The following is a 19,238-nucleotide window of genomic DNA, read 5'->3' as shown; positions in this document are numbered from 1 at the left end:
CCTGCTCGGTTTACCCTGAGGGCATGACCGACCAGAGCGCTGTGCACGACGCCGCGCGGCGCGCGCGGATCGCGGCCATTGATTTGGCCGTGGCCTCGCGCGCCGACAAGGATGCCGCGCTGCGGGCGATGGCCGACGCGCTGATCGCCGCGTGCCCGCAGATCCTCGAGGCCAACGCCGCGGACGTGGCCCGGGCCCGCGACGCCGGCACGTCCGAGGCGATGATCGACCGGCTGCGGCTGGACGAGAAGCGGGTGGCCGGAATGGCCGACGGGCTGCGTGATGTGGCGGGGCTGCCCGACCCGGTCGGTGAGGTGGTGCGCGGGTCCACGTTGCCCAACGGCCTGGAGTTGCGTCAGGTCCGGGTGCCGTTCGGCGTGGTCGGCATCATCTACGAGTCCCGACCCAACGTCACCGCGGACGCCGCTGGGCTGTGCCTGAAGTCCGGCAACGCCGCGCTGCTGCGTGGGTCGTCCTCGGCGAAGTCCTCCAACGTGGAGATCGTCGCCGCGCTGCAGGCGGGCATTGCCTCGGTCGGGCTGCCGGCGGATGCGGTGCAGTTGGTGCCGGGCGACAGCCACGACTCGGTGAAACACCTGATGCGCGCCCGCGGTCTGGTCGACGTGCTGATCCCGCGGGGCGGTGCGGGCCTGATCCGCTCGGTGGTTGAGGAATCCACCGTGCCGGTGATCGAGACCGGCGTGGGCAACTGCCACGTCTACGTGGACGCCGCGGCCGATCTGGATATGGCCGAACGGATCCTGGTCAACGCCAAGGCGCAGCGGCCAAGCGTGTGCAACGCCGCGGAGACGCTGCTGGTGCACGCCGATGTCGCCGAGGCGTTCGTGCCGCGGGCAATCGCCGCGCTGGGCGCGGTCGGCGTGACCGTGCACGGCGACACCGAGGTGGCCCGGCTGGGCGGCCCGCCGGTGGTAGCTGCCGTGGACGAGGACTGGGACACCGAGTACCTGTCGTTGGACATTGCCGCCGCCGTGGTTGGTTCGCTGGAGGACGCCATCGCACACGTCCGCGCGCACGGCTCCGGGCACACCGAGGCCATCATCACCGGCTCGCAGACCGCCGCGCGGCGCTTCGTCGCCGCGGTGGACGCCGCGGCGGTGGTCGTCAACGCTTCCACCCGGTTCACCGATGGCGGGGAGTTCGGGTTCGGTGCGGAGATCGGCATCTCCACCCAGAAGCTGCACGCCCGCGGCCCGATGGGCCTGCCGGAGCTGACCTCCACCAAGTACGTGGTCACCGGTGACGGACATGTCCGGGGCACGTGAGATCCTGGGCTCGTCCGCCCTGCCCACCCCGGGAGCCTGACGCCGCATGATGTCCACCGCCGTCGTCCTTGACCAGGTGCTTGCCGAGAACGAAGCGCACCTGCACCACAACAAGCCGGCGTTGGTCGGCATCCTGGTGATGTGCGCGTTCATCGCGCTGTTGTTGATCACCATGCAGTTCAACCGCGACCGCTGACCCGACCCAGCGATGGGGGCCACGCGCGTCGGCGTCATGGGTGGGACCTTTGACCCGATCCACCACGGGCACTTGGTCGCCGCCAGCGAGGTAGCCGACCGTTTCCACCTCGACGAGGTCGTGTTCGTGCCGACCGGCGCGCCCTGGCAGAAGACCGACCGCGCGGTGTCCCCGGCCGAGGACCGTTACCTGATGACGGTGATCGCCACCTCGGCCGACCCGCGGTTCTCGGTCAGTCGGGTGGACATCGACCGCGGCGGGCCCACCTACACCATCGACACGCTGCGCGACCTGCACACCGTCTACGGCTCGGACGCGCAGTTCTGGTTCATCACCGGCGCCGACGCCCTCGGCGCGATCCTGAGCTGGCGCGACCCCGAGCAGCTGTTCGCGCTGGCGCACTTCGTCGGCTGCACGCGCCCGGGCCATCCGTTGGCCGACCCCGGCCTGCCCGGCGCCAGCGTGAGCCTGGTGGAGATCCCGGCGCTGGCCATCTCCTCCACCGATTGTCGGGAGCGGATCGCCAAGGGACGACCGGTGCGCTACCTGGTTCCCGACGGCGTGGTGCAGTACATCGCCAAACGCGGGCTGTACCGGGATGTCTGAGCCGCCGCCGCCCTACCGGCCGGAACAATTCACCTTCCTCGACGAGCAGGACGCCCCGGAGACGTCGGGCTGGTTGACCTTCGTGCACTCCCGGGCCGGGCGACGGGCCGATCGGCGCGAGCAGGCCCGGGAGCGGGTGCTGGTGCTGGCCGTCCTGCTGGTGATCGCGGCGTTGGTGGCCACGTTGCTGGTGTGGCGGCCCTGGTCCGGCCACTCGGGGGTCACCGACACCGGCAACGAGGAGCTGGGCGCCGACCGGGTGGCGCTGCTGGTGCAGGTACAGGATCCCGCCGGTGCGGCGGCCAGCGCGGTGCTGCTGCAGGATCGACGGGGCAAGGGCAGCGGGGCGCTGGTGGTGGTGCCGGGGGACCTGGCGTTGCCGGTGGAGGGTTCCTCCGGGTTGACCGTGCGTACGGCGTTGGCCCAGGCCGGGCCGGTGCTGTCCCGGGAGGGTCTGGCCGCCCTGCTCGGGGTACCGCTGGTGGGCAGCTGGGTGGTCGACGTCGGGGACTTCTCGGGGCTGGTGGATCGCCTCGGCGGGCTGCATCTGGCCTCCGGTGTGGTGGACGGCAAGACCGCCGCGGCGCAGGCGGCGAGCGGCCCGGCGGGCGCCCAGCAGGTGCTCACCGGGTTCGTCACCGCGTTCCCCGGCCGCTACACCGCGGCCCACGATCTGCTGGGCGACCTCGGGGTGCTGGCCGCGCCGGGACTGCCGGTGCCGAGGCTGGCCGCGGTGCTCGCCGGCCTGGCCCGGGAGAACCCGTCCCGGCTGCACATCGGCGCGCTGCCGCTGGACGCCTCCGGGCACACCCTGGATCAGACCAAGGCGCTGCCGGTGGTCCGTGACGTGTTGGGTGGGCAGCCCGGCGCGGGTCGGGCGGACACCACGCCGCGGATCCTGGTGTCGATCGCGGCGGGGGCTTCGTTGAGCGCGTCGGACGCCCGCGCGGACGTGCTGGACGCGGGCTATGAGTACGTCGCCGGGGTCGCCGCGGTGGCCGGCGCGAAGAGTTCGGTGGTGGTGCGCACCGGCACTGCCGACGCGCAGGCGTTGGGCGCGGATGTGGCCTCGCTGCTGAACCTGCCGGGCAGCGTGGTGCGGATCGGTGACGACGTCCCGTTCGGCGCGGATGTGGTCGTCGTGCTCGGGAAGTCCTGAGGCGTGGCGGGTCTCGCGGTCATGGGAAGATGGTCCATATGACCGCCTCCGCCCGAGCCGTCGAGCTCGCCGTCGCCGCGGCCGAGGCAGCCTCGGACAAACTCGCCGAGGACATCCTGGCCTTCGACGTCAGCGATCAGTTGGCGATCACCGACATCTTCGTGCTGTGCTCGGCGTCCAACGACCGCCAAGTGAAGTCGATCGTCGACGAAGTGGAGCTGCGGCTGCGCGGGCTGGGCGAGCGGCCGGTACGCCGTGAGGGCGAGCGCGAGGGGCGTTGGGTGCTCCTGGACTACGCCGAGATCGTGGTGCACGTGCAGCACAGCGAGGAACGCCTGTTCTATGCGCTGGAGCGGCTCTGGAAGGACTGCCCGGTGGTGCCGTTGCCCGAGTCGGTGCGGATAGGCCGCGACGGTCCGCGGGCCACCGGCTGACCGCATGGGACAGCAGGTTGTCGTCTGGCGGCACGGTCGAACCGAGTGGAATCTGGCCGGCCGGTTCCAGGGGCAGAGTGATGTGGCGTTGGACGCCGTCGGGATCGCGCAGGCCCGCGCCTCGGCGCGAATCCTGGCCGCGCTGCGCCCCGCCGCGATCGTCTCCTCGGACCTGTGCCGGGCGGCCGACACGGCCGCGGAACTCGCCAAAGTGACGGGACTTCAGGTAGCGCTGGACGCCGGCTTGCGGGAGACCTACCTGGGCAGCTGGCAGGGCCTGACCCGGCCCGAGGTGGACGCCCGCTTCCCCGGCGAGGAGGCCGCCTGGCTGCGTGGGGAACTGGAGCGCCGCGGCGGCGGGGAGAGCATGCCCGAGGTGGCTGAGCGCGCGGCAGCCGCGGTGCGGAGCGCGCTGGAGAAGCTCGGCCCGGACGACACCCTGGTCGCGGTCACCCACGGCGGATCCGGCCGGGTGCTGATCGGCAGCCTGTGCGGGTTGCCCCCGCAGCACTGGAGCGCGCTGGGCGTGCTGTCCAACTGCTGCTGGACGGTGCTCAAGCACCGCCCGGATCGGTGGGCCATCCTCGAGCACAACGCCGGCACTTTGCCCGAACCCGTCATGTCCGACGACTGAGGCGCGGGACGGTGTAACCCCACGCGCTATCTCAGGGTGTGGGAACTGGTTGCGCGGGTCGCGCGCGGGCGGGTGGCGCGGGTGCGCCATCGTTACGCCTGGTGGACGGCAACGGTGACCACAGCGCGGAGCCGCGGTATCCCGACTGGGAGTCGGTCTACCGGGACAACGTCACGCGTGTGTACCGCATGCTCTACGGCAAGGTCGGCAACCGGGCCGACGCCGAGGACCTCACCGCTGAGGTGTTCGTGGCCGCGCTCGGGCCGCTTCGGCTGGACGCCAGCGCGCCGGAGGTGCGCGCGTACCTGTTCACCACCGCCCGAACGGTGCTGGCCGGACACTGGCGGCGCACGTTGGGCCTGCAGGTGACCGTGCTGGACGGCGCCGACGAGCGGTGGCTGGTGGACGCCGGGCCGGAGCCGGCGCCGCCGTCGACTGCGCCGCAGCGGACCGCGACGATCCTGGCCGCGCTGCCCGAGCCGCACCGGCGCATTCTTCAGTTGCGCTTCCTGGACGCCTGCTCGCTGCGCGAGGCCGCAGCCGCACTGGGCATCACCGTCGGCTACGCCAAGGTGTTGCAACATCGCGCGCTGAAGCGGGCCGCGGCGCTCGGGGAGGCCGGAGCATGAGCACCGGCCGATACGTGCGCGATCTGCTGGGTGGACGACGTCCGCGCCGGTTCCGAGCCGATGCCGCGCAGGCCGCGGAGTTGCGTGCCGCGATCACCCTGGCCGCGGCCCGACCCGAGGCCGGGGAACCCCGTGCGGAGTTCGTCGAGGACCTGCACCGCCGGCTGTCCGAGCAGGCCCAGCAGTCCGCGTCCGCGTCCGCGCCCACTCCGTCGGCGGCGCGCGCGCCGGTCCCGATCCGACTCGGCCCCACCCGGCGCCGGGTGCTGTGGGCGGGCTCCGTGGCCGCCGGGGCGGCGGCGATCGGTGCCACCGCCGACCACCTGATCAGCTCCCACGCCGAACCCGAGGAGCAGACCGAGGCGGCCGGTCAAGTGCCGACGCTGGAACCCAACGTGGGCACCTGGCAAACGGTGGCCGAGACCAGCGACCTCGACGTCGGCGGGGTGCGCCGGTTCGACCTGGGCTCGGTGGTCGGTTTCGTGTCCCGCGATGCCGCCGGGTTACGCGCGGTGTCCGGGATCTGCACGCACCAGGGCTGCCGGTTGAACCTGGACCCCGGCAACCGCGAACTGGACTGCCCCTGCCACAACACCTCGTTCGCGGTGGACGGCACCCTGGTGCGTCACCAGTTGTACACCCCACCGCCACCGCTGCCGCACCTGCAGGTACGCGAGCAGGACGGACGGATCGACATCTACGTTCCGGTGTAACCCGGTCGCATATCCCTTGTGGGGTCCGGAACTGACGGACCATTGACGAGGGGATACCACAGTGCGATCGACGTTGACCCATATCGGTTCGGTGGCCACCGGCCTGTCGCTGGCCGGTCTGCTGATGGCCGGTTGCGGCAGCACCGCACAGGCCGCGCCCGCGCCCGCCGCGCCGGACACCGCGACCGCCGCCATGCCCGGCATGGCGATGACGCCGACCTCCGTGACCGCGGCAAATGCGGCCGACGCGAAGGTGCTCATCGACAGCTACAAGTTCGGCCCGGACAAGCTCACCGTGCCGGTCGGCACCACGGTCACCTGGACCAACAACGACGCCGACGAGCACACCGTGGTGGCCAAGGACGAGACCTTCCGCTCCGGTTCGTTGGCCAAGGGGCAGAGCTTCCAGTACACCTTCTCCAAGGCGGGCAGCTACGACTACCTGTGCTCGATCCACCCGTTCATGGTCGCCACCGTGGTGGTGACCGGTTGAGCGAGCGCAGCGAGTCAACGAATGCGCCCAGCACGGAGCCGGGCCAGGGCATGACCCGGCGTCAGCTGCTGCGGCACGCGAGCTGGTTCGGCGCCGCGGTGGCCGTGACCGTCACCGGTGGGGAGGTGATCTCGCACGTGCTCGGCGGCTCCAGCCCGGCTGCGGCCGCCGACCCCGCGGCCCTGCACATCGTGCAGGTCTCGGACTCGCACATCGGCTTCACCGGCCCGGCGAACACCGACGTCACGGCCTCGTTCCAGCGGGCCATTTCGGACGTGAACGGGCTGAAGCTGACGCCCGACTTCGTCATGCACACCGGGGACCTGACGCACCTGGCCACCCCGGCCCAATTCGATCAGGTGCACCAGATGATGAAGGGCATGAAGACCGGTGGCGTGTTCACCGTGCCCGGCGAGCACGACGCGGTCGACGATCACGGGGACAAGTACCGCGCGGTGTTCGGTGCGGGTACCAAGGGGGACGGTTGGTACTCCCTCGACGTCAAGGGCGTGCACGTGCTGGGCCTGGTGAATTCGCTGATCCTGGAGAAGCTCGGGCATTTGGGGCAGGACCAGATCGACTGGGTGCGTCAGGACCTGGCCGGGCTGTCCGCGGACACTCCGATCCTGGTGTTCAGCCACATCCCGCTGTTCGCCATGTACCCGAACTGGGGCTGGGGCACCGATGACGCAATGCAGGTGCTCGACATGCTGCGCCGGTTCTCCTCGGTGACCTGCCTGAACGGGCACGTGCACCAACTGTTCAGCTACACCGACGGGAAAATCACCTTCCACAGCGCGACCACCACCGCCTACCCGCTGCCGCGCCCCGGCGACGGCCCCGCCCCCACCCCGCAGACGCTGCCTGCGGGCAAGCTCAAGGACGCCCTGGGCATCCGCGAGGTCACCTTCCGTGCCGGCGGCGCGGGCCCCGCCATCCTGGACCGCCACCTGAGCTGACCTGCGGTCGTCACCGCCGGCGCCGCGATCGTCGGCATCCTCCGTCCGGCACGTCTTGCCGCTTCGCACGCCTCGCCGCGCCCGGCACCTGCGGTTCTCTCCCGAGTGTGGAGAACCGCAGGTCAACTGGCCCAAAGAAGCTGCACAACTACACACTCGGGGGACTTGCGCAGCCGGTGTGCGGCGGTGCGTTGGCCGGGCGGGCCGGTCCGCGCGGATACCCTCGACTGGTGACCATGAGCCAGACGAGCACCCCGAATGCCGGCGCTGACGCGGCCCCGCACCGCTACACGGCGGCCCTCGCCAGCGAGATCGAGAAGGCGTGGCAGGACCGTTGGGAACTCGAGGGCACGTTCCACACGCCGAACCCATCCGGGCCACTGGGCGACGCCGCGGCGGTGGCCGGGCGGCCGAAGCTGTACGTGATGGACATGTTCCCGTACCCGTCCGGTGCGGGTCTGCACGTCGGGCACCCGCTGGGTTACATCGGTACCGATGTGTTCGCCCGCTACCAGCGGATGAACGGGTACAACGTGCTGCATCCCTTGGGCTACGACGCCTTCGGCCTGCCCGCCGAGCAGTACGCGGTGCAGACCGGGCAGCACCCACGGGTCACCACCGAGTCGAATATCGCCACCATGCGCCGCCAGTTGCGCGCGCTCGGCCTGGGACACGACAACCGGCGCAGCGTGGCCACCACCGACACCGCGTTCTACCGCTGGACGCAGTGGATCTTCCTGCAGATCTTCAACTCCTGGTACGACGCGGACGCGAACGCCGCCCGGCCCATCGCCGAGTTGGAGGCCGCCTACGCCTCCGGCGCCCGGCCTACAGCGGACGGCACGCCGTGGAGTGATCTGACGGATCCTCAGCGACGGGAACTGCTCGACGACCACCGGCTGGCCTACCTGTCCGATGCCCCGGTCAACTGGTGCCCGGGCCTGGGCACCGTGCTGGCCAACGAGGAGGTCACCGCGGATGGCCGCAGCGAACGCGGCAACTTCCCGGTGTTCAAACGCAACCTGCGCCAGTGGATGATGCGCATCACGGCTTACGCCGACCGGTTGGTCGCCGATCTGGACGGGCTGGACTGGCCCGAGCCGATCAAGCTGATGCAGCGCAACTGGATCGGGCGCTCGGTGGGTGCCCGGGTGGACTTCGCGGTGCGTACCGCCAGCGGCAAGCAGACGGCGATCACCGTGTTCACCACCCGCCCGGACACGCTGTTCGGTGCCACCTACATGGTGCTGGCCCCCGAGCACCCGATGGTCGACGACCTGCTGCCCGGCGCCTGGTCGGAGGACCTGCCCGCGTCCTGGACAGGTGGAGCAGACACGCCCGCCGCAGCAGTGGCCGCCTACCGCACCGCGGCCGCCGCCAAGAGCGAGGTGGAGCGGCAGGCCGAGGGCCGGGTGAAGACCGGGGTGTTCACCGGCGCCTACGCCACCAACCCGGTGAACGGCGCGTTGATCCCGGTGTTCATCGCGGACTACGTGCTGATGGGCTACGGCACCGGCGCGATCATGGCCGTGCCCGCCGAGGACGAACGGGACTGGGAATTCGCCGCCGCGTTCGGGCTGCCGCACGTGCGCACCGTGGCGCCGCCCGCGGACTGGGCCGATGGCGCGTGGACAGGGGACGGGGTGTCCATCAACTCGGCCAACGCGGAAATCTCGTTGAACGGCCTGGAGATGACCGCGGCCAAAGCCGCGATCACCGAGTGGCTGGCGGCCAAGGGCCTGGGCGTGCCCACCGTGCAGTACAAGCTGCGCGACTGGCTGTTCAGCCGGCAGCGCTACTGGGGTGAGCCCTTCCCGATCGTTTACGACGAGCACGGGGTGCGGGCACTGCCGGAGAGCATGCTTCCGGTCGAGCTGCCGGAGATCGACGACTACTCGCCGCGCACGTTCGAACTCGATGACACCGAATCCGAACCCGAGTCGCCGTTGGCGCGAGCCGTTGAGTGGACGACGGTCACCCTCGATCTCGGGGACGGCCCGCGCGAGTACCACCGGGAGACCAACACAATGCCGCAGTGGGCGGGATCGTGCTGGTACGAACTGCGCTACCTGGACCCGACCAATGACCTTGTCTTCGTGGACCCCGACGTCGAGCGGTACTGGATGGGCCCGCAGGCACCCGGCGACTGCGGTGGCGTCGACCTGTACGTCGGGGGTGTGGAACATGCCGTGCTGCACCTGCTTTATGCCCGGTTCTGGCACAAGGTGCTGTTCGACCTGGGCCACGTGTCCAGCTCCGAGCCGTTCCGTCGACTGTTCAACCAGGGCTACATCCAGGCCTACGCCTACACCGATTCGCGCGGGATCCACGTTCCGGCCGCGGAGGTCGTGGAACAGGACGGCGTCTTCACCTATCAGGGTGAGCCGGTCAACCGCGAGTTCGGCAAGATGGGCAAGGGCCTGAAGAATTCCGTGACGCCGGATCAGATGTTCGAGGAGTATGGCGCGGACACCCTGCGGCTCTACGAGATGTCGATGGGTCCGTTGGACGTCTCGCGGCCCTGGGACACCCGCGCGGTGGTCGGTTCTTTTCGCTTCCTGCAACGGTTCTGGCGCAATGTCATCGATGAGGAGAGCGGGAGGTGCCGCGTCGCCGATGTGGCCGCCGATGCCGAGACCCGCACGGTGATCGCCCGCACGATCGACGGCGTGGGCCGCGACATGGCGAACCTGCGGTTCAACACCGCGATCGCCAAGCTCATCGAGTGCAACAACCACCTGTCGCGGCTGCTCGCCGACGGCGCCGAGCTGCCGCGGGAGGCGGCCGAGGCCATGGTGCTGATGCTGGCCCCGTTGGCGCCACACGTGGCCGAGGAACTGTGGTCGCGCATCGGGCACACCGGCTCGCTGACATACCTGCCGTTCCCGCAGGCCGATCCCGCGCTGCTGGTGGCCCAAACGGTGATCTGCGTGCTGCAGGTGGGCGGCAAGGTCCGCGACCGCATCGAGGTGTCCGCGGACACCAGCGAGGAGTCATTGCGAGAGTTGGCCCTGGCCGCCCCGAAGGTGGTCGCCGCCCTGGCCGGTCGCGAGGTGCGCACCGTGGTGGTGCGCGCCCCGAAGCTGGTCAACGTGGTCCCGGCCTGAGTCACCGGTGCGCCCGGTACAGATCGTCACCGACTCCGCGGTCAGTTTGGCCGAGGGAGAGGCTGCCGCGGCCGGCGTGGTCGTGGTCCCGCTGCGGGTGGCCATCGACGGAAAGGAGTTCTCCGAGGACGATCTGACGCCGCATCAGATCGTGAGCGCGTTGCAGACCGGCTCGACGGTGAGCACCGCACAGCCCAGCGTCGAGGCCTTCGCGATGGTGTATGCCCGGGCCGCCGCGGCCGGCGCAGCAGCAGTCGTGTCGGTGCACATGTCCGCTGCGTTGTCCGGGACGTACACGGCGGCGTGTGCGGCGGCTGCGGACGCGACGCTGCCGGTGCACGTCGTGGATAGCGCCTCGGTCGGCTTCGGATTGGGTTTCGCGGTGCGCGCGGCGGTGGCGGCGCGGGACCGCGGCGAGGATCCGGCCGCGGCGGCCCGGGCGAGCAACGCCCAAACCGACGTGTGGTTCTACGTGGACACCCTGGAGCACCTGCGTCGCGGTGGCCGGATCGGTGCTGCGGCGGCCGTGCTCGGCACCGCGTTGGCCATCAAACCGATCCTGGGCCTGATCGACGGTCAGATCGTGCCCGCGGAGAAGGTGCGCACCCGGGCCCGGGCGGTGGCCCGGCTGGAGGAACTCGGCGTGCAGCGCTCCGGTGACGCCGTGGTCGAGTTGGCCGTGCAGCACCTCGGCGCGGCCGAGGCCGCCGCGGAACTGGCCGACCGGCTGGCCAAGCAGGTGCCCGGCGCCCGTCGGGTGGACGTGGTGGAGATCGGTGCGGCGGTCGGCGCACACGTCGGCCCCGGCCTGCTGGCGGTGGCCCTGCGTCGCCTCTGACACGCCGCGAGCAACGCTACGGCGGCGGGTACGGCGCAAAAGAGGGGGGTGGCGCTGATCGCTCGTCAGAGCCGGTTTTCCACAGGCGGTTGAACTCCCGACGACGATCATGCCCGGCCGCCTAACGTCCCGCCCGTGAAGCCGGATCTCTTCTCTCGCCTGCGCCTCGTCCGTTCGCGCCTGCGCGGGCGGTGGTATGCCTGGTGGTACTCGCCGAGCACCGATGCCGAGGGCGACAGCAGCCTGCGGCGGCGCTGGGACGCGCACAGCGCGCTGGTGATGTGCGCGGTGGCGGCGGTCGGCATCGCGCTGGGTTGGTGGGTGTGGTGGCAGGCCCGTCCGCAGCTGATCGACGTCGGCAGCAGCGTGCTCGCCGAGGGCAGCCCGCCACCGTTGCCGACCCCGACGCCGACGCCCGCCCCCGGCGCGACACCGGCCACGGGCAGCGCGCCGCCACTGGTGGTCGACGTGGAGGGTCGGGTGCGGTGGCCGGGCGTGGTGCTCGTCCCAGCCGGCGCCCGGGTGCAGGACGCGCTGCGCGCCGCCGGCGGGCCCCGCGCCGGGGTGTCCACCCGGTCGCTGAACTTGGCGCGTCCGTTGGCCGACGGTGAGCAGATCGTGCTCGACCCCGATCACCCGACGCCCTCGCCCGTCCCGACATCCACGGTGGGCAAGGCAGGGATATCCCGGCGCCCGGTCGCGGTCCGCCCGAGTGCGGCTTTTCCGATCAACCTGAACACCGCGACGTCGGCCGAACTGCAGACGCTGCCCGGCGTCGGCCCGGTGCTCGCCTCCCGGATCCTGGCCTGGCGCGGCGCACACGGCCGGTTCTCCACGATCCAGGAGCTACAAGAGGTCTCCGGCATCGGGCCTGCGCGCTTCGCGGTGCTGCGCACGCTGGTCCACGTGTAGTGCGCACCGACGCCCCGGCGCCGCACGACCTGCGCCTGGTGCCGGTAGCCGCTGCGGTGTGGGCGGTTGCCTGGCTCACGCCGATCACGCCGGGCGCCCTGCTCGCCACCGCCGGCCTGCTCGCGGTGGCGGCGGTGGGCTGGTTGCTCCGCCGGGGACGTCGCACCCCCGGGGCATGGGTGCTGATCGCCTGTCTGGTGGCGGGCTGCGCCGCCGGGGTCGCTGCCGGGACCAGGGCGCACGCGAGCCGAGCCGGGCCGTTGCCGCGGCTGGCCGAACAACGCGCGATCGTGGACGTGCAGCTTCGCATTGGCGAATACCCACAGGTGTTCACCGCGCCCGCGCGACACGGCCCGGCGCGACCCGTGGTCGCGGTGGCGGTACGGGTCGAGCGGGTGGTCGGTCGCGGACGGGTGGGTCGCATCCGCAGTCCCGCGGTGTTACACAGCACGAACCTCGCCTGGCGACGTGTGCTGCCGGGGGAGCGGTACGCCGCCGAGGTCCGACTGGCACCGGCCCGTCCGCACAGCGGGCAGGCGGCCATGCTGTGGACGCCGCGACCGGGCGCCCGGCTGACTGGTGCATCCCGGCCGCACCGGTGGGCCGCCGCGGTCCGCGCCGACCTGCGCGCCGCGGTCGCCGACCTGCCCGCCGGGCCACGGGCGCTGGTGCCGGGACTGGTGGTGGGGGATACCTCGGCGATCGAACCCACGGCCACCGCGGAGTTCAAGGTCGCCGGATTGACCCACTTGACGGCGGTGTCCGGGGCCAACGTGGCGATCCTGCTCGCGGTCGTGCTTCTCCTCGCCGGCCGCCTCGGTCTGCCCCGGCGCGTGCGCCCGACGCTCGGCGGCGTCGCGGTTGTCGGGTTCCTGCTCGTCGTCGGCCCCGCGCCGAGCCTGCTGCGCGCCGCCGTGATGGGCGCGGTGGGCCTGATCGGCCTGGCCATCGGACGACCGGCCCGGGCGGTGTCCGCGCTGTGCGCCGCGGTGGTGCTGTTGGTGCTCGCCGATCCGGCACTCGCGCGCAGCTTCAGTTTCGCGCTGTCCACGGCCGCCACCGCCGCCCTGCTCGGCCTTGCACCGCGCTGGCGCGCGTCGCTGTCCCGGCACCTGCCGGCTCCGGTGGCCACGGTGATCGCGGTGCCCGCTGCCGCCCAGGTCGCCTGCGCACCGCTGATCGTGCTGCTGTCCGGGAACATCAGTCTGGTCGCCATCCCGGCGAACCTGTTGGTCGCACCCGTGGTGGCCCCGGCCATGATTTGCGGCCTTCTCGCCGCCGCCGCCCAACCGTTCTCACCCACACTGGCGGCGCTACCGGCCCGAACGGCCGGCGCCTGTGCGGCCTGGATCCTCGCGGTGGCCCACCATTGCGCCGCGCTGCCCGGCGCCACGTTGCCCTGGCCCGATGGTCCGCGCGGTGCGGCCCTGCTCGCCGGGCTCACCGTCCTGGCGCTGCTCATCGCGCGGCGTGGGCCGGGCTCCTTCCGCTCCCGGCCGGCGTGGGTCGCAGTGCTGGCGGTGCTGGTCGGGGCGTTGCTGGTGCGTCCACCGTTGCCCATGCCACCGATGCTGCGCCCGCTGCTCTGGCCGCCACCCGGATGGCAGTTGGTCGCCTGCGACGTCGGGCAGGGCGACGCGTTGGTGTTGTCCGTGACATCCGGCGCTGCGGTGGTGATCGACGCCGGGCCGGACCCGGCCCCGGTCGACCGGTGCCTGCGTCGGCTGCGGGTCCGAGCCATCCCGTTGCTGGTGCTCACGCATTTCCATGCCGATCACGTCGAGGGCCTGCCGGGGGTGCTGCGCGGTCGACGCGTGACGTGTATCGAGGTGAGCCCGTTGGACGACCCTCCGGAAGAGGCCGCGCGCGTCGCCCACTGGGCCGCGGCAGCCGGGGTGCCGGTGCGGCGCGCGCGTCCCGGCGAGATGCGCCAACTGGGCGGGCTGCGTTTGCGCGTGCTGTGGCCGACCGTGCTGTTGGCCGGGGACTCACCGCCGAACAACGCCTCGGTGGTGTTGTCCGCGGTCACCCCGGCGGGCCTGCGCGTGTTGCTCTCCGGCGACGTCGAGCCGCCCGCGCAGGCGGTGATTCACCGCGCGGAGCCCGACCTGCGCGTGGACGTGCTGAAGGTTCCGCATCATGGGTCCAGCTACCAGGACGACGAGTTTCTGCGCTCGCTGCACGCGCGCGTCGCGCTGGTCTCGGTGGGCGCGGACAACGACTACGGCCACCCCGCCGAGCGCACCCTCGCCATGCTGCGCGGTACCGGCGCCCGCACCCTGCGCACCGACACCGGCGGCGACCTCGCGGTCGCTGTACAGGACGGTCAGCTGCGCGCCGCCGCGCGGTCCGGATCCGGCGGTGGGTCGGGTCGGATGCCCGGCGTGGCCGGTATGGCGGCCCCGCCCACCGACGCTCGTCGGCGGCGCATGGCAGGCTTGCCGTGATGTCCGAGACCCCTGCGTCGCTGCCCCGGCTCACCCTCGTGCTGGGCCCCGAGGAACTTCTGGCCGAACGTGCCGTGGCCGGCGCCCGGCGCATGATCCGGGCGGCGGACGCCGAGGCCGACGTGCACGACCTGCTGCCCGCCGTGCTCACGCCGGGCTCCCTGGACGAATTGTGTGCGCCGTCGCTGTTCGCGGCGCGCCGGTTGGTGATCCTGCGCAGCGCACACGACCTGGCCGCCGCGGTGCTGCCGGAGGTCGAAGCGTTGATCGGGGACCCGCCGGAGGATGTCTCGGTCGTGCTGATGCACGCGGGCGGGGCCAAGGGTAAAAGCCTGCTCGAGGCCGCGCGCAAGGCCAAGGCGGTCGTGCTGGACTGCGCCGAGGTCAAGAAGCCCGGCGACAAACTGGCCTTCATCAACGCCGAGTTCCGCACCGCAGGTCGGCGGGTCAGCGCCGACGGCGCCAAGGCGCTGCTCGACGCGGTGGGCGGTGACCTGCGCGAGCTCGCGGCCGCCTGCGCGCAGCTGATTGCGGACACCGCCGGCACCGTGGACCCGGGCACCGTGCACCGCTACTACGCGGGCCGCGCCGACGTGACCAGCTTCGCGGTCGCCGACCTCGCGGTGAACGGGCAGACCGCGGACGCGCTGGTGCAACTGCGCTGGGCGCTGTCCGCGGGGGTGGAACCGGTGCTCATTACCGCCGCGCTGGCCATGGGCCTGCGCAGCATCGCGAAGCTGGGCGGGGCACCGCGGGGGCTCAAGCCCGCCGATCTGGCCCGCGAGCTGGGCATGCCGCCGTGGAAGATCGACCGGGTGCGCGCGCAGCTACGCGGCTGGGACGCCGAAGGAATCGCGCGGGCGATCAACGCGGTCGCGGCTGCGGACGCCGCCGTCAAAGGCGGCGCCGTGTCGGCGGGGTACGCGCTGGAGAAGGCGCTGGTCGGCGTGGCCGAAGCGCGCCGGCAGAGTTGACCCGGCGGAGAACTACAGCTTGTGCAGGGCCTGCGCCATCGCGGACTTCTTGTTGGCGGCGGCGTTGGCGTGGATCATGCCCTTGCTCGCGGCCTTGTCCAGCGCCCTGGCGGCCTGACGCATCAAGGTATTCGCGCCCTCGGTGTCCCCGGCCGCGGCCGCCTCGCGGAACTTGCGCACCGAGGTCTTCAGCGAGGAGCGCACGGCCTTGTTGCGCTGCCGCGCCTTCTCGTTAGTGCGGTTCCGCTTGATCTGGGACTTGATGTTCGCCACGAAGAAGCTCGCCTCTGGGTCGCCGACACGCCGATACAGCGCACCGCAGCGGTGCGCGACCGCCGAGGTTATCAGCGTCCCCCGGCGTCGGCCAAACCGCGGGTGTCGACCTGGCAGGAGCGGGTAGGAAGTGCGCTCATGTCCGGCGTTTCGCTGGGAAAAGTGGCCGAAACATTACGTCCATACGCTGCGGGAGTGGCTGACCTCTTCCAGGACTACCCGCACGGGGCGGCCTGGGACGAGATGTTCGCACCCGAGGGCGCCCCGCGCGCCGCCATGGCCGCAGTGCACGATGCCGTGCGGGCGATGGCGGCCGACGAACTCAAGGCCCGCGCCGACGCGCTCGCGCTGTCCTTCCTGGACCGTGGGGTCACCTTCGCCCTCGGCGGGGAGGAGCGGCCGTTCCCGCTGGACATCGTGCCGCGGGTGATCACCGCCGATGAGTGGGCGGTGCTGTCCACCGGCGTGGCGCAGCGGGTGCGGGCGCTGGAGGCGTTCCTGGCCGACGTGTACGACCGCGGTCAGTGCTTCTCCGACGGGGTGATCCCCAAGCGGCTGATCGCCACCTCCGCGCACTTCCACCGGGCCGCCGCGGACGTCGTCCCGGCCAACGGTGTGCGGGTGCTGGTCTCCGGCATCGACGTGATCCGCGACGAGGCCGGGCAGTTCCGGGTGTTGGAGGACAACATCCGCACCCCGTCCGGGGTCTCCTACGTCATCGAGAACCGCCGCGCGATGACCCACGGCCTGCCCGAGGCGTTCACCTCGCACCGGGTCATGCCGGTCTCGGACTACCCGCAACGGCTGCTCGCCGCGGCCCGCGCCGCGGCGCCGGACGGTGCGGTGGATGCCGAGGTCGTGGTGCTCACCCCCGGCGTCTACAACTCCGCGTACTTCGAGCACGCGCTGCTGGCCCGGATGATGGGCGTGGAACTGGTCGAGGGCCGCGACCTGGTGTGCCGACGCAACCGCGTCTACATGCGCACCACCACCGGCGAGCGCCGGGTGGACGTCATCTACCGGCGTATCGACGACGACTTCCTCGACCCGCTGCACTTCCGCGCCGACTCCACGATCGGCTGCCCCGGCCTGCTCAACGCCGCCCGCGACGGCGGGGTGACCATCTGCAATGCGGTGGGCAACGGCATCGCCGATGACAAACTCGTCTACAGCTATGTGCCGGACCTGGTGCGTTACTACCTGGCCGAGGAACCGGTGCTGGCCAACGTGGACACCTACCGGCTGGACGACCCCGACACGCTGGCCTGGGTGCTCGCGCACCTGAATGAGTTGGTGCTCAAGCCGGTGGACGCCTCCGGCGGCAAGGGCATTGTGATCGGGCCGGCCGCGGACCCGACCACGCTGACTCAGCTGCGTGCCAAGGTAAATGCCGACCCGCGCGGTTGGATCGCCCAGCAGGTCGTGCACCTGTCCACCGTGCCCACCCTGGTTGGCGACAACCTGAGACCCCGTCACGTCGACCTGCGTCCGTTCGCGGTCAACGACGGCAGGGAGGTCTATGTGTTGCCCGGCGGCCTGACCCGGGTGGCGTTGCCGGAGGGCCAGTTGGTGGTGAACTCCAGTCAGGGCGGGGGTTCCAAGGACACCTGGGTGCTGGCCGGCTCCGACGTCCTGGTCGACCCGGTGCACGCGGCACAGAACTCACCGCGCGGTGTGCCCTCCAACCCCGGCCCGCGCCGGGCCGGCGCGTTCGGGCTGCTGCGCCAGCAGATGGCGCAACAGCAGCAGGGAGGGTTCGCGTGCTGAGCCGTATCGCGGAGTCCGTGTTCTGGATCGGCCGTTACCTGGAGCGGGCGGACAGCACCGCGCGCATCCTCGACGTGCACATGCAGATGCTGGTGGAGGACCCGTGGGTGGACGAGCGCACCGTGTGCTCGTCGTTGATGGAAGTCATGGGCGTGACCACCGAAGACGAGGAGGAGGTGACCAGCGCCGGCCACGTGCTGACCGCGCTCGCCTACGACCTGGACAACCCCAGCGCAATCGCAGGTTCGATCTCGGCCGCGCGGGAGAACGCTCGCGGGACACGCGAGACGATTTCCGCGGAGATCTTCGAGGCGCTCAACGCGACGTGGATGGGGCTGGGGGAGCGGCGTCGGGTGGCCGACCGCCTCGGCCCGCACGGCTTCTTCTCCTGGGTACGCGAACGCACCGGGGTGCTGGGCGGTCTGGTCGACTCCACCATGAGCCGGGACGAGGGGTGGACCTTCCTCGCCCTGGGCCGCGCACTGGAGCGCGCCGACATGACGGCGCGGTTGCTCATGTTGCGCACCGTGCCCGGCGGCCGGGCACCGACCTGGGGCACGCTGCTGCGCTCCTGCGGCTCCTACGAGAGCTATCTGCGTACCTACCGCGGTCCGGTGCGGGACTACCTGGCCGCGGAGTTCCTCATGGTTGACCGCTTGTCCCCGCGCTCGGTGTTCTACTCGCTGTCCGCCGCCGAAACCTGCCTGGCCACCCTGGACCCGCGGCCGGCCCGCAGCGGGTTCGACGACGTTGCCCGCCTGATGCTCGGCCGCGCCCGTACCGACCTGGAGTACCGCAGCCGCGGGGGCCTGCTCGAGGACTTCTCCGAGCACCTGGAGAGTTTGCAGGAGACCTGCGCTGCGGTCACCGATGCGGTGGCCCGACGGTACTTCCCGCACGTCGCGCCGGTGACCTGGACCGCGGAGCTGACGGCATGACCACCTGGCGGCTGAGGGTGCGTCACCGTACGGGCATACGGTACGAATCGCCGGTTCTGGCCTCGTACAACGAGGTGCGGATGACCCCGTTGTCCGACGCCGGGCAGACCGCGCTGGAAACTCGGGTGAGCATCTCGCCGAACGTCGCGGTAGCCCGCTACCGCGACTATTGGGGCTCCCAGGTGACCGCCTTCGATGTGCACACCCCGCACACTGAGATGGTGCTCGACGCGCTGTCGGTGGTCGAGACGCACTCCCGCGCGCGCACCCTGGAGAAGGTCGGGTGGGACGCACTGCACGACGATCGGGTGCGGGACAGCCACGTGGAGTTCCTCACCCCGACCGAGCACACCGCGGTGGAGGATTCGCTGCTGGAGCCCGCCCGCGCGATGGCCGGCGGCCAACCGCCGGCCGAAGCGGCCCGCGCGGTGGCGGACTGGTTACGCGACCAGGTCGTCTACGAAACAGGGTCCACCGGCGTGCACACCGTCGCCATGGCGGCGTGGGCGGAGCGCAAAGGTGTCTGCCAGGACCTCGCGCACCTCACCGTGGGCACGCTGCGAGGCCTGGGCATCCCGGCTCGGTACATCTCCGGCTACCTGCACCCCGACGCCGAGGCCGAGGTCGGCGCCACCGTGGTCGGGGAGAGTCACGCCTGGGTGCAGTGGTGGGACGGCGACTGGACCTCCTTCGACCCGACCAACGGCAAACCCGTCGGCCCCGAACACGTCGTGGTCGCCCGCGGTCGCGACTATTGGGATGTGCTGCCGCACAAGGGTGTTTACTCCGGCCCGGCGGGCACGGCGCTGGGTGTACAGGTCGAGGTCACCCGGCTGGCCTGAGCCGCCCGCCCGGGGATTGGCTTAGAAGTTC

At 71.5% G+C, this 19,238-nt stretch carries 19 protein-coding genes; 18 read left to right on the top strand and 1 reads right to left on the bottom strand.

Annotation, left to right across the window (positions count from 1 at the left end; translation table 11 throughout):
* Window positions 1-23: 23 nt before the first annotated feature.
* The 15 genes from VGJ14_06275 (at window position 24) to holA (ending at window position 15,387) form a co-directional block, all read left to right on the top strand.
* Complete coding sequence (locus VGJ14_06275) at window positions 24-1,286, top strand: glutamate-5-semialdehyde dehydrogenase (protein HEY2832012.1); 1,263 nt, start codon at window positions 24-26, stop codon at window positions 1,284-1,286.
* Between the two features lie 46 nt (window positions 1,287-1,332).
* On the top strand, window positions 1,333-1,482 hold the full coding sequence (locus tag VGJ14_06270; protein HEY2832011.1) for a hypothetical protein: 150 nt from the start codon (window positions 1,333-1,335) through the stop codon (window positions 1,480-1,482).
* A gap of 36 nt (window positions 1,483-1,518) precedes the next feature.
* The gene (gene nadD, locus VGJ14_06265) at window positions 1,519-2,088 is read left to right on the top strand and encodes a nicotinate-nucleotide adenylyltransferase (GenBank protein ID HEY2832010.1); all 570 of its coding nucleotides are present in this window, start codon (window positions 1,519-1,521) and stop codon (window positions 2,086-2,088) included.
* Window positions 2,081-3,247, top strand: coding sequence for a hypothetical protein (locus VGJ14_06260; protein HEY2832009.1), 1,167 nt, complete (start codon window positions 2,081-2,083; stop codon window positions 3,245-3,247). Before nadD ends, VGJ14_06260 begins: the two co-directional genes overlap by 8 nt.
* A 38-nt stretch (window positions 3,248-3,285) precedes the next feature.
* On the top strand, window positions 3,286-3,681 hold the full coding sequence (rsfS, locus tag VGJ14_06255; GenBank protein HEY2832008.1) for a ribosome silencing factor: 396 nt from the start codon (window positions 3,286-3,288) through the stop codon (window positions 3,679-3,681).
* Between the two features lie 4 nt (window positions 3,682-3,685).
* Window positions 3,686-4,315, top strand: coding sequence for a histidine phosphatase family protein (locus VGJ14_06250; protein ID HEY2832007.1), 630 nt, complete (start codon window positions 3,686-3,688; stop codon window positions 4,313-4,315).
* 101 nt (window positions 4,316-4,416) lie between these two features.
* Window positions 4,417-4,944 carry an RNA polymerase sigma factor gene (locus VGJ14_06245; GenBank protein HEY2832006.1) on the top strand — a complete coding sequence of 176 codons (528 nt, stop codon included), beginning with the start codon at window positions 4,417-4,419 and terminating at the stop codon, window positions 4,942-4,944.
* The gene (locus VGJ14_06240; protein ID HEY2832005.1) at window positions 4,941-5,657 is read left to right on the top strand and encodes a Rieske (2Fe-2S) protein; all 717 of its coding nucleotides are present in this window, start codon (window positions 4,941-4,943) and stop codon (window positions 5,655-5,657) included. The genes VGJ14_06245 and VGJ14_06240 overlap by 4 nt, the downstream gene beginning before the upstream one ends.
* 61 nt (window positions 5,658-5,718) lie before the next feature.
* Window positions 5,719-6,150 carry a cupredoxin family copper-binding protein gene (locus tag VGJ14_06235; GenBank protein HEY2832004.1) on the top strand — a complete coding sequence of 144 codons (432 nt, stop codon included), beginning with the start codon at window positions 5,719-5,721 and terminating at the stop codon, window positions 6,148-6,150.
* Window positions 6,147-7,109, top strand: coding sequence for a metallophosphoesterase (locus tag VGJ14_06230; protein ID HEY2832003.1), 963 nt, complete (start codon window positions 6,147-6,149; stop codon window positions 7,107-7,109). The genes VGJ14_06235 and VGJ14_06230 overlap by 4 nt, the downstream gene beginning before the upstream one ends.
* 236 nt (window positions 7,110-7,345) lie before the next feature.
* The gene (leuS, locus tag VGJ14_06225) at window positions 7,346-10,216 is read left to right on the top strand and encodes a leucine--tRNA ligase (protein ID HEY2832002.1); all 2,871 of its coding nucleotides are present in this window, start codon (window positions 7,346-7,348) and stop codon (window positions 10,214-10,216) included.
* A gap of 7 nt (window positions 10,217-10,223) precedes the next feature.
* Window positions 10,224-11,054 carry a DegV family protein gene (locus VGJ14_06220; GenBank protein HEY2832001.1) on the top strand — a complete coding sequence of 277 codons (831 nt, stop codon included), beginning with the start codon at window positions 10,224-10,226 and terminating at the stop codon, window positions 11,052-11,054.
* A gap of 135 nt (window positions 11,055-11,189) precedes the next feature.
* Window positions 11,190-11,966, top strand: coding sequence for a ComEA family DNA-binding protein (locus tag VGJ14_06215; GenBank protein ID HEY2832000.1), 777 nt, complete (start codon window positions 11,190-11,192; stop codon window positions 11,964-11,966).
* Window positions 11,966-14,413 carry a ComEC/Rec2 family competence protein gene (locus VGJ14_06210; protein ID HEY2831999.1) on the top strand — a complete coding sequence of 816 codons (2,448 nt, stop codon included), beginning with the start codon at window positions 11,966-11,968 and terminating at the stop codon, window positions 14,411-14,413. The genes VGJ14_06215 and VGJ14_06210 overlap by 1 nt, the downstream gene beginning before the upstream one ends.
* Entirely contained in the window at window positions 14,413-15,387 is a 975-nt protein-coding gene (gene holA, locus VGJ14_06205; protein ID HEY2831998.1) for a DNA polymerase III subunit delta, read from the top strand. Before VGJ14_06210 ends, holA begins: the two co-directional genes overlap by 1 nt.
* A gap of 12 nt (window positions 15,388-15,399) precedes the next feature.
* Here the strand turns inward: holA and rpsT are convergent, their stop codons facing one another.
* Window positions 15,400-15,660 carry a 30S ribosomal protein S20 gene (gene rpsT, locus VGJ14_06200; GenBank protein ID HEY2831997.1) on the bottom strand — a complete coding sequence of 87 codons (261 nt, stop codon included), beginning with the start codon at window positions 15,658-15,660 and terminating at the stop codon, window positions 15,400-15,402.
* A gap of 195 nt (window positions 15,661-15,855) precedes the next feature.
* On the opposite strand from rpsT, the gene VGJ14_06195 reads away from it, so the two are divergent.
* The 3 genes from VGJ14_06195 to VGJ14_06185 are packed head-to-tail and all read left to right on the top strand — an operon-like array spanning window position 15,856 to window position 19,207.
* A complete protein-coding gene (locus VGJ14_06195) occupies window positions 15,856-17,427 on the top strand; it encodes a circularly permuted type 2 ATP-grasp protein (protein HEY2831996.1) in 1,572 nt (523 codons plus the stop codon).
* Window positions 17,421-18,365 carry an alpha-E domain-containing protein gene (locus VGJ14_06190; protein ID HEY2831995.1) on the top strand — a complete coding sequence of 315 codons (945 nt, stop codon included), beginning with the start codon at window positions 17,421-17,423 and terminating at the stop codon, window positions 18,363-18,365. The genes VGJ14_06195 and VGJ14_06190 overlap by 7 nt, the downstream gene beginning before the upstream one ends.
* Window positions 18,362-19,207, top strand: coding sequence for a transglutaminase family protein (locus VGJ14_06185; protein ID HEY2831994.1), 846 nt, complete (start codon window positions 18,362-18,364; stop codon window positions 19,205-19,207). Before VGJ14_06190 ends, VGJ14_06185 begins: the two co-directional genes overlap by 4 nt.
* Window positions 19,208-19,238: the final 31 nt, after the last annotated feature.

The sequence above is a fragment of the Sporichthyaceae bacterium genome, assembly GCA_036493475.1.
Classification (GTDB): Bacteria; Actinomycetota; Actinomycetes; order Sporichthyales; family Sporichthyaceae; genus DASQPJ01.
This window is presented reverse-complemented; position numbering and strand designations above follow the sequence as displayed.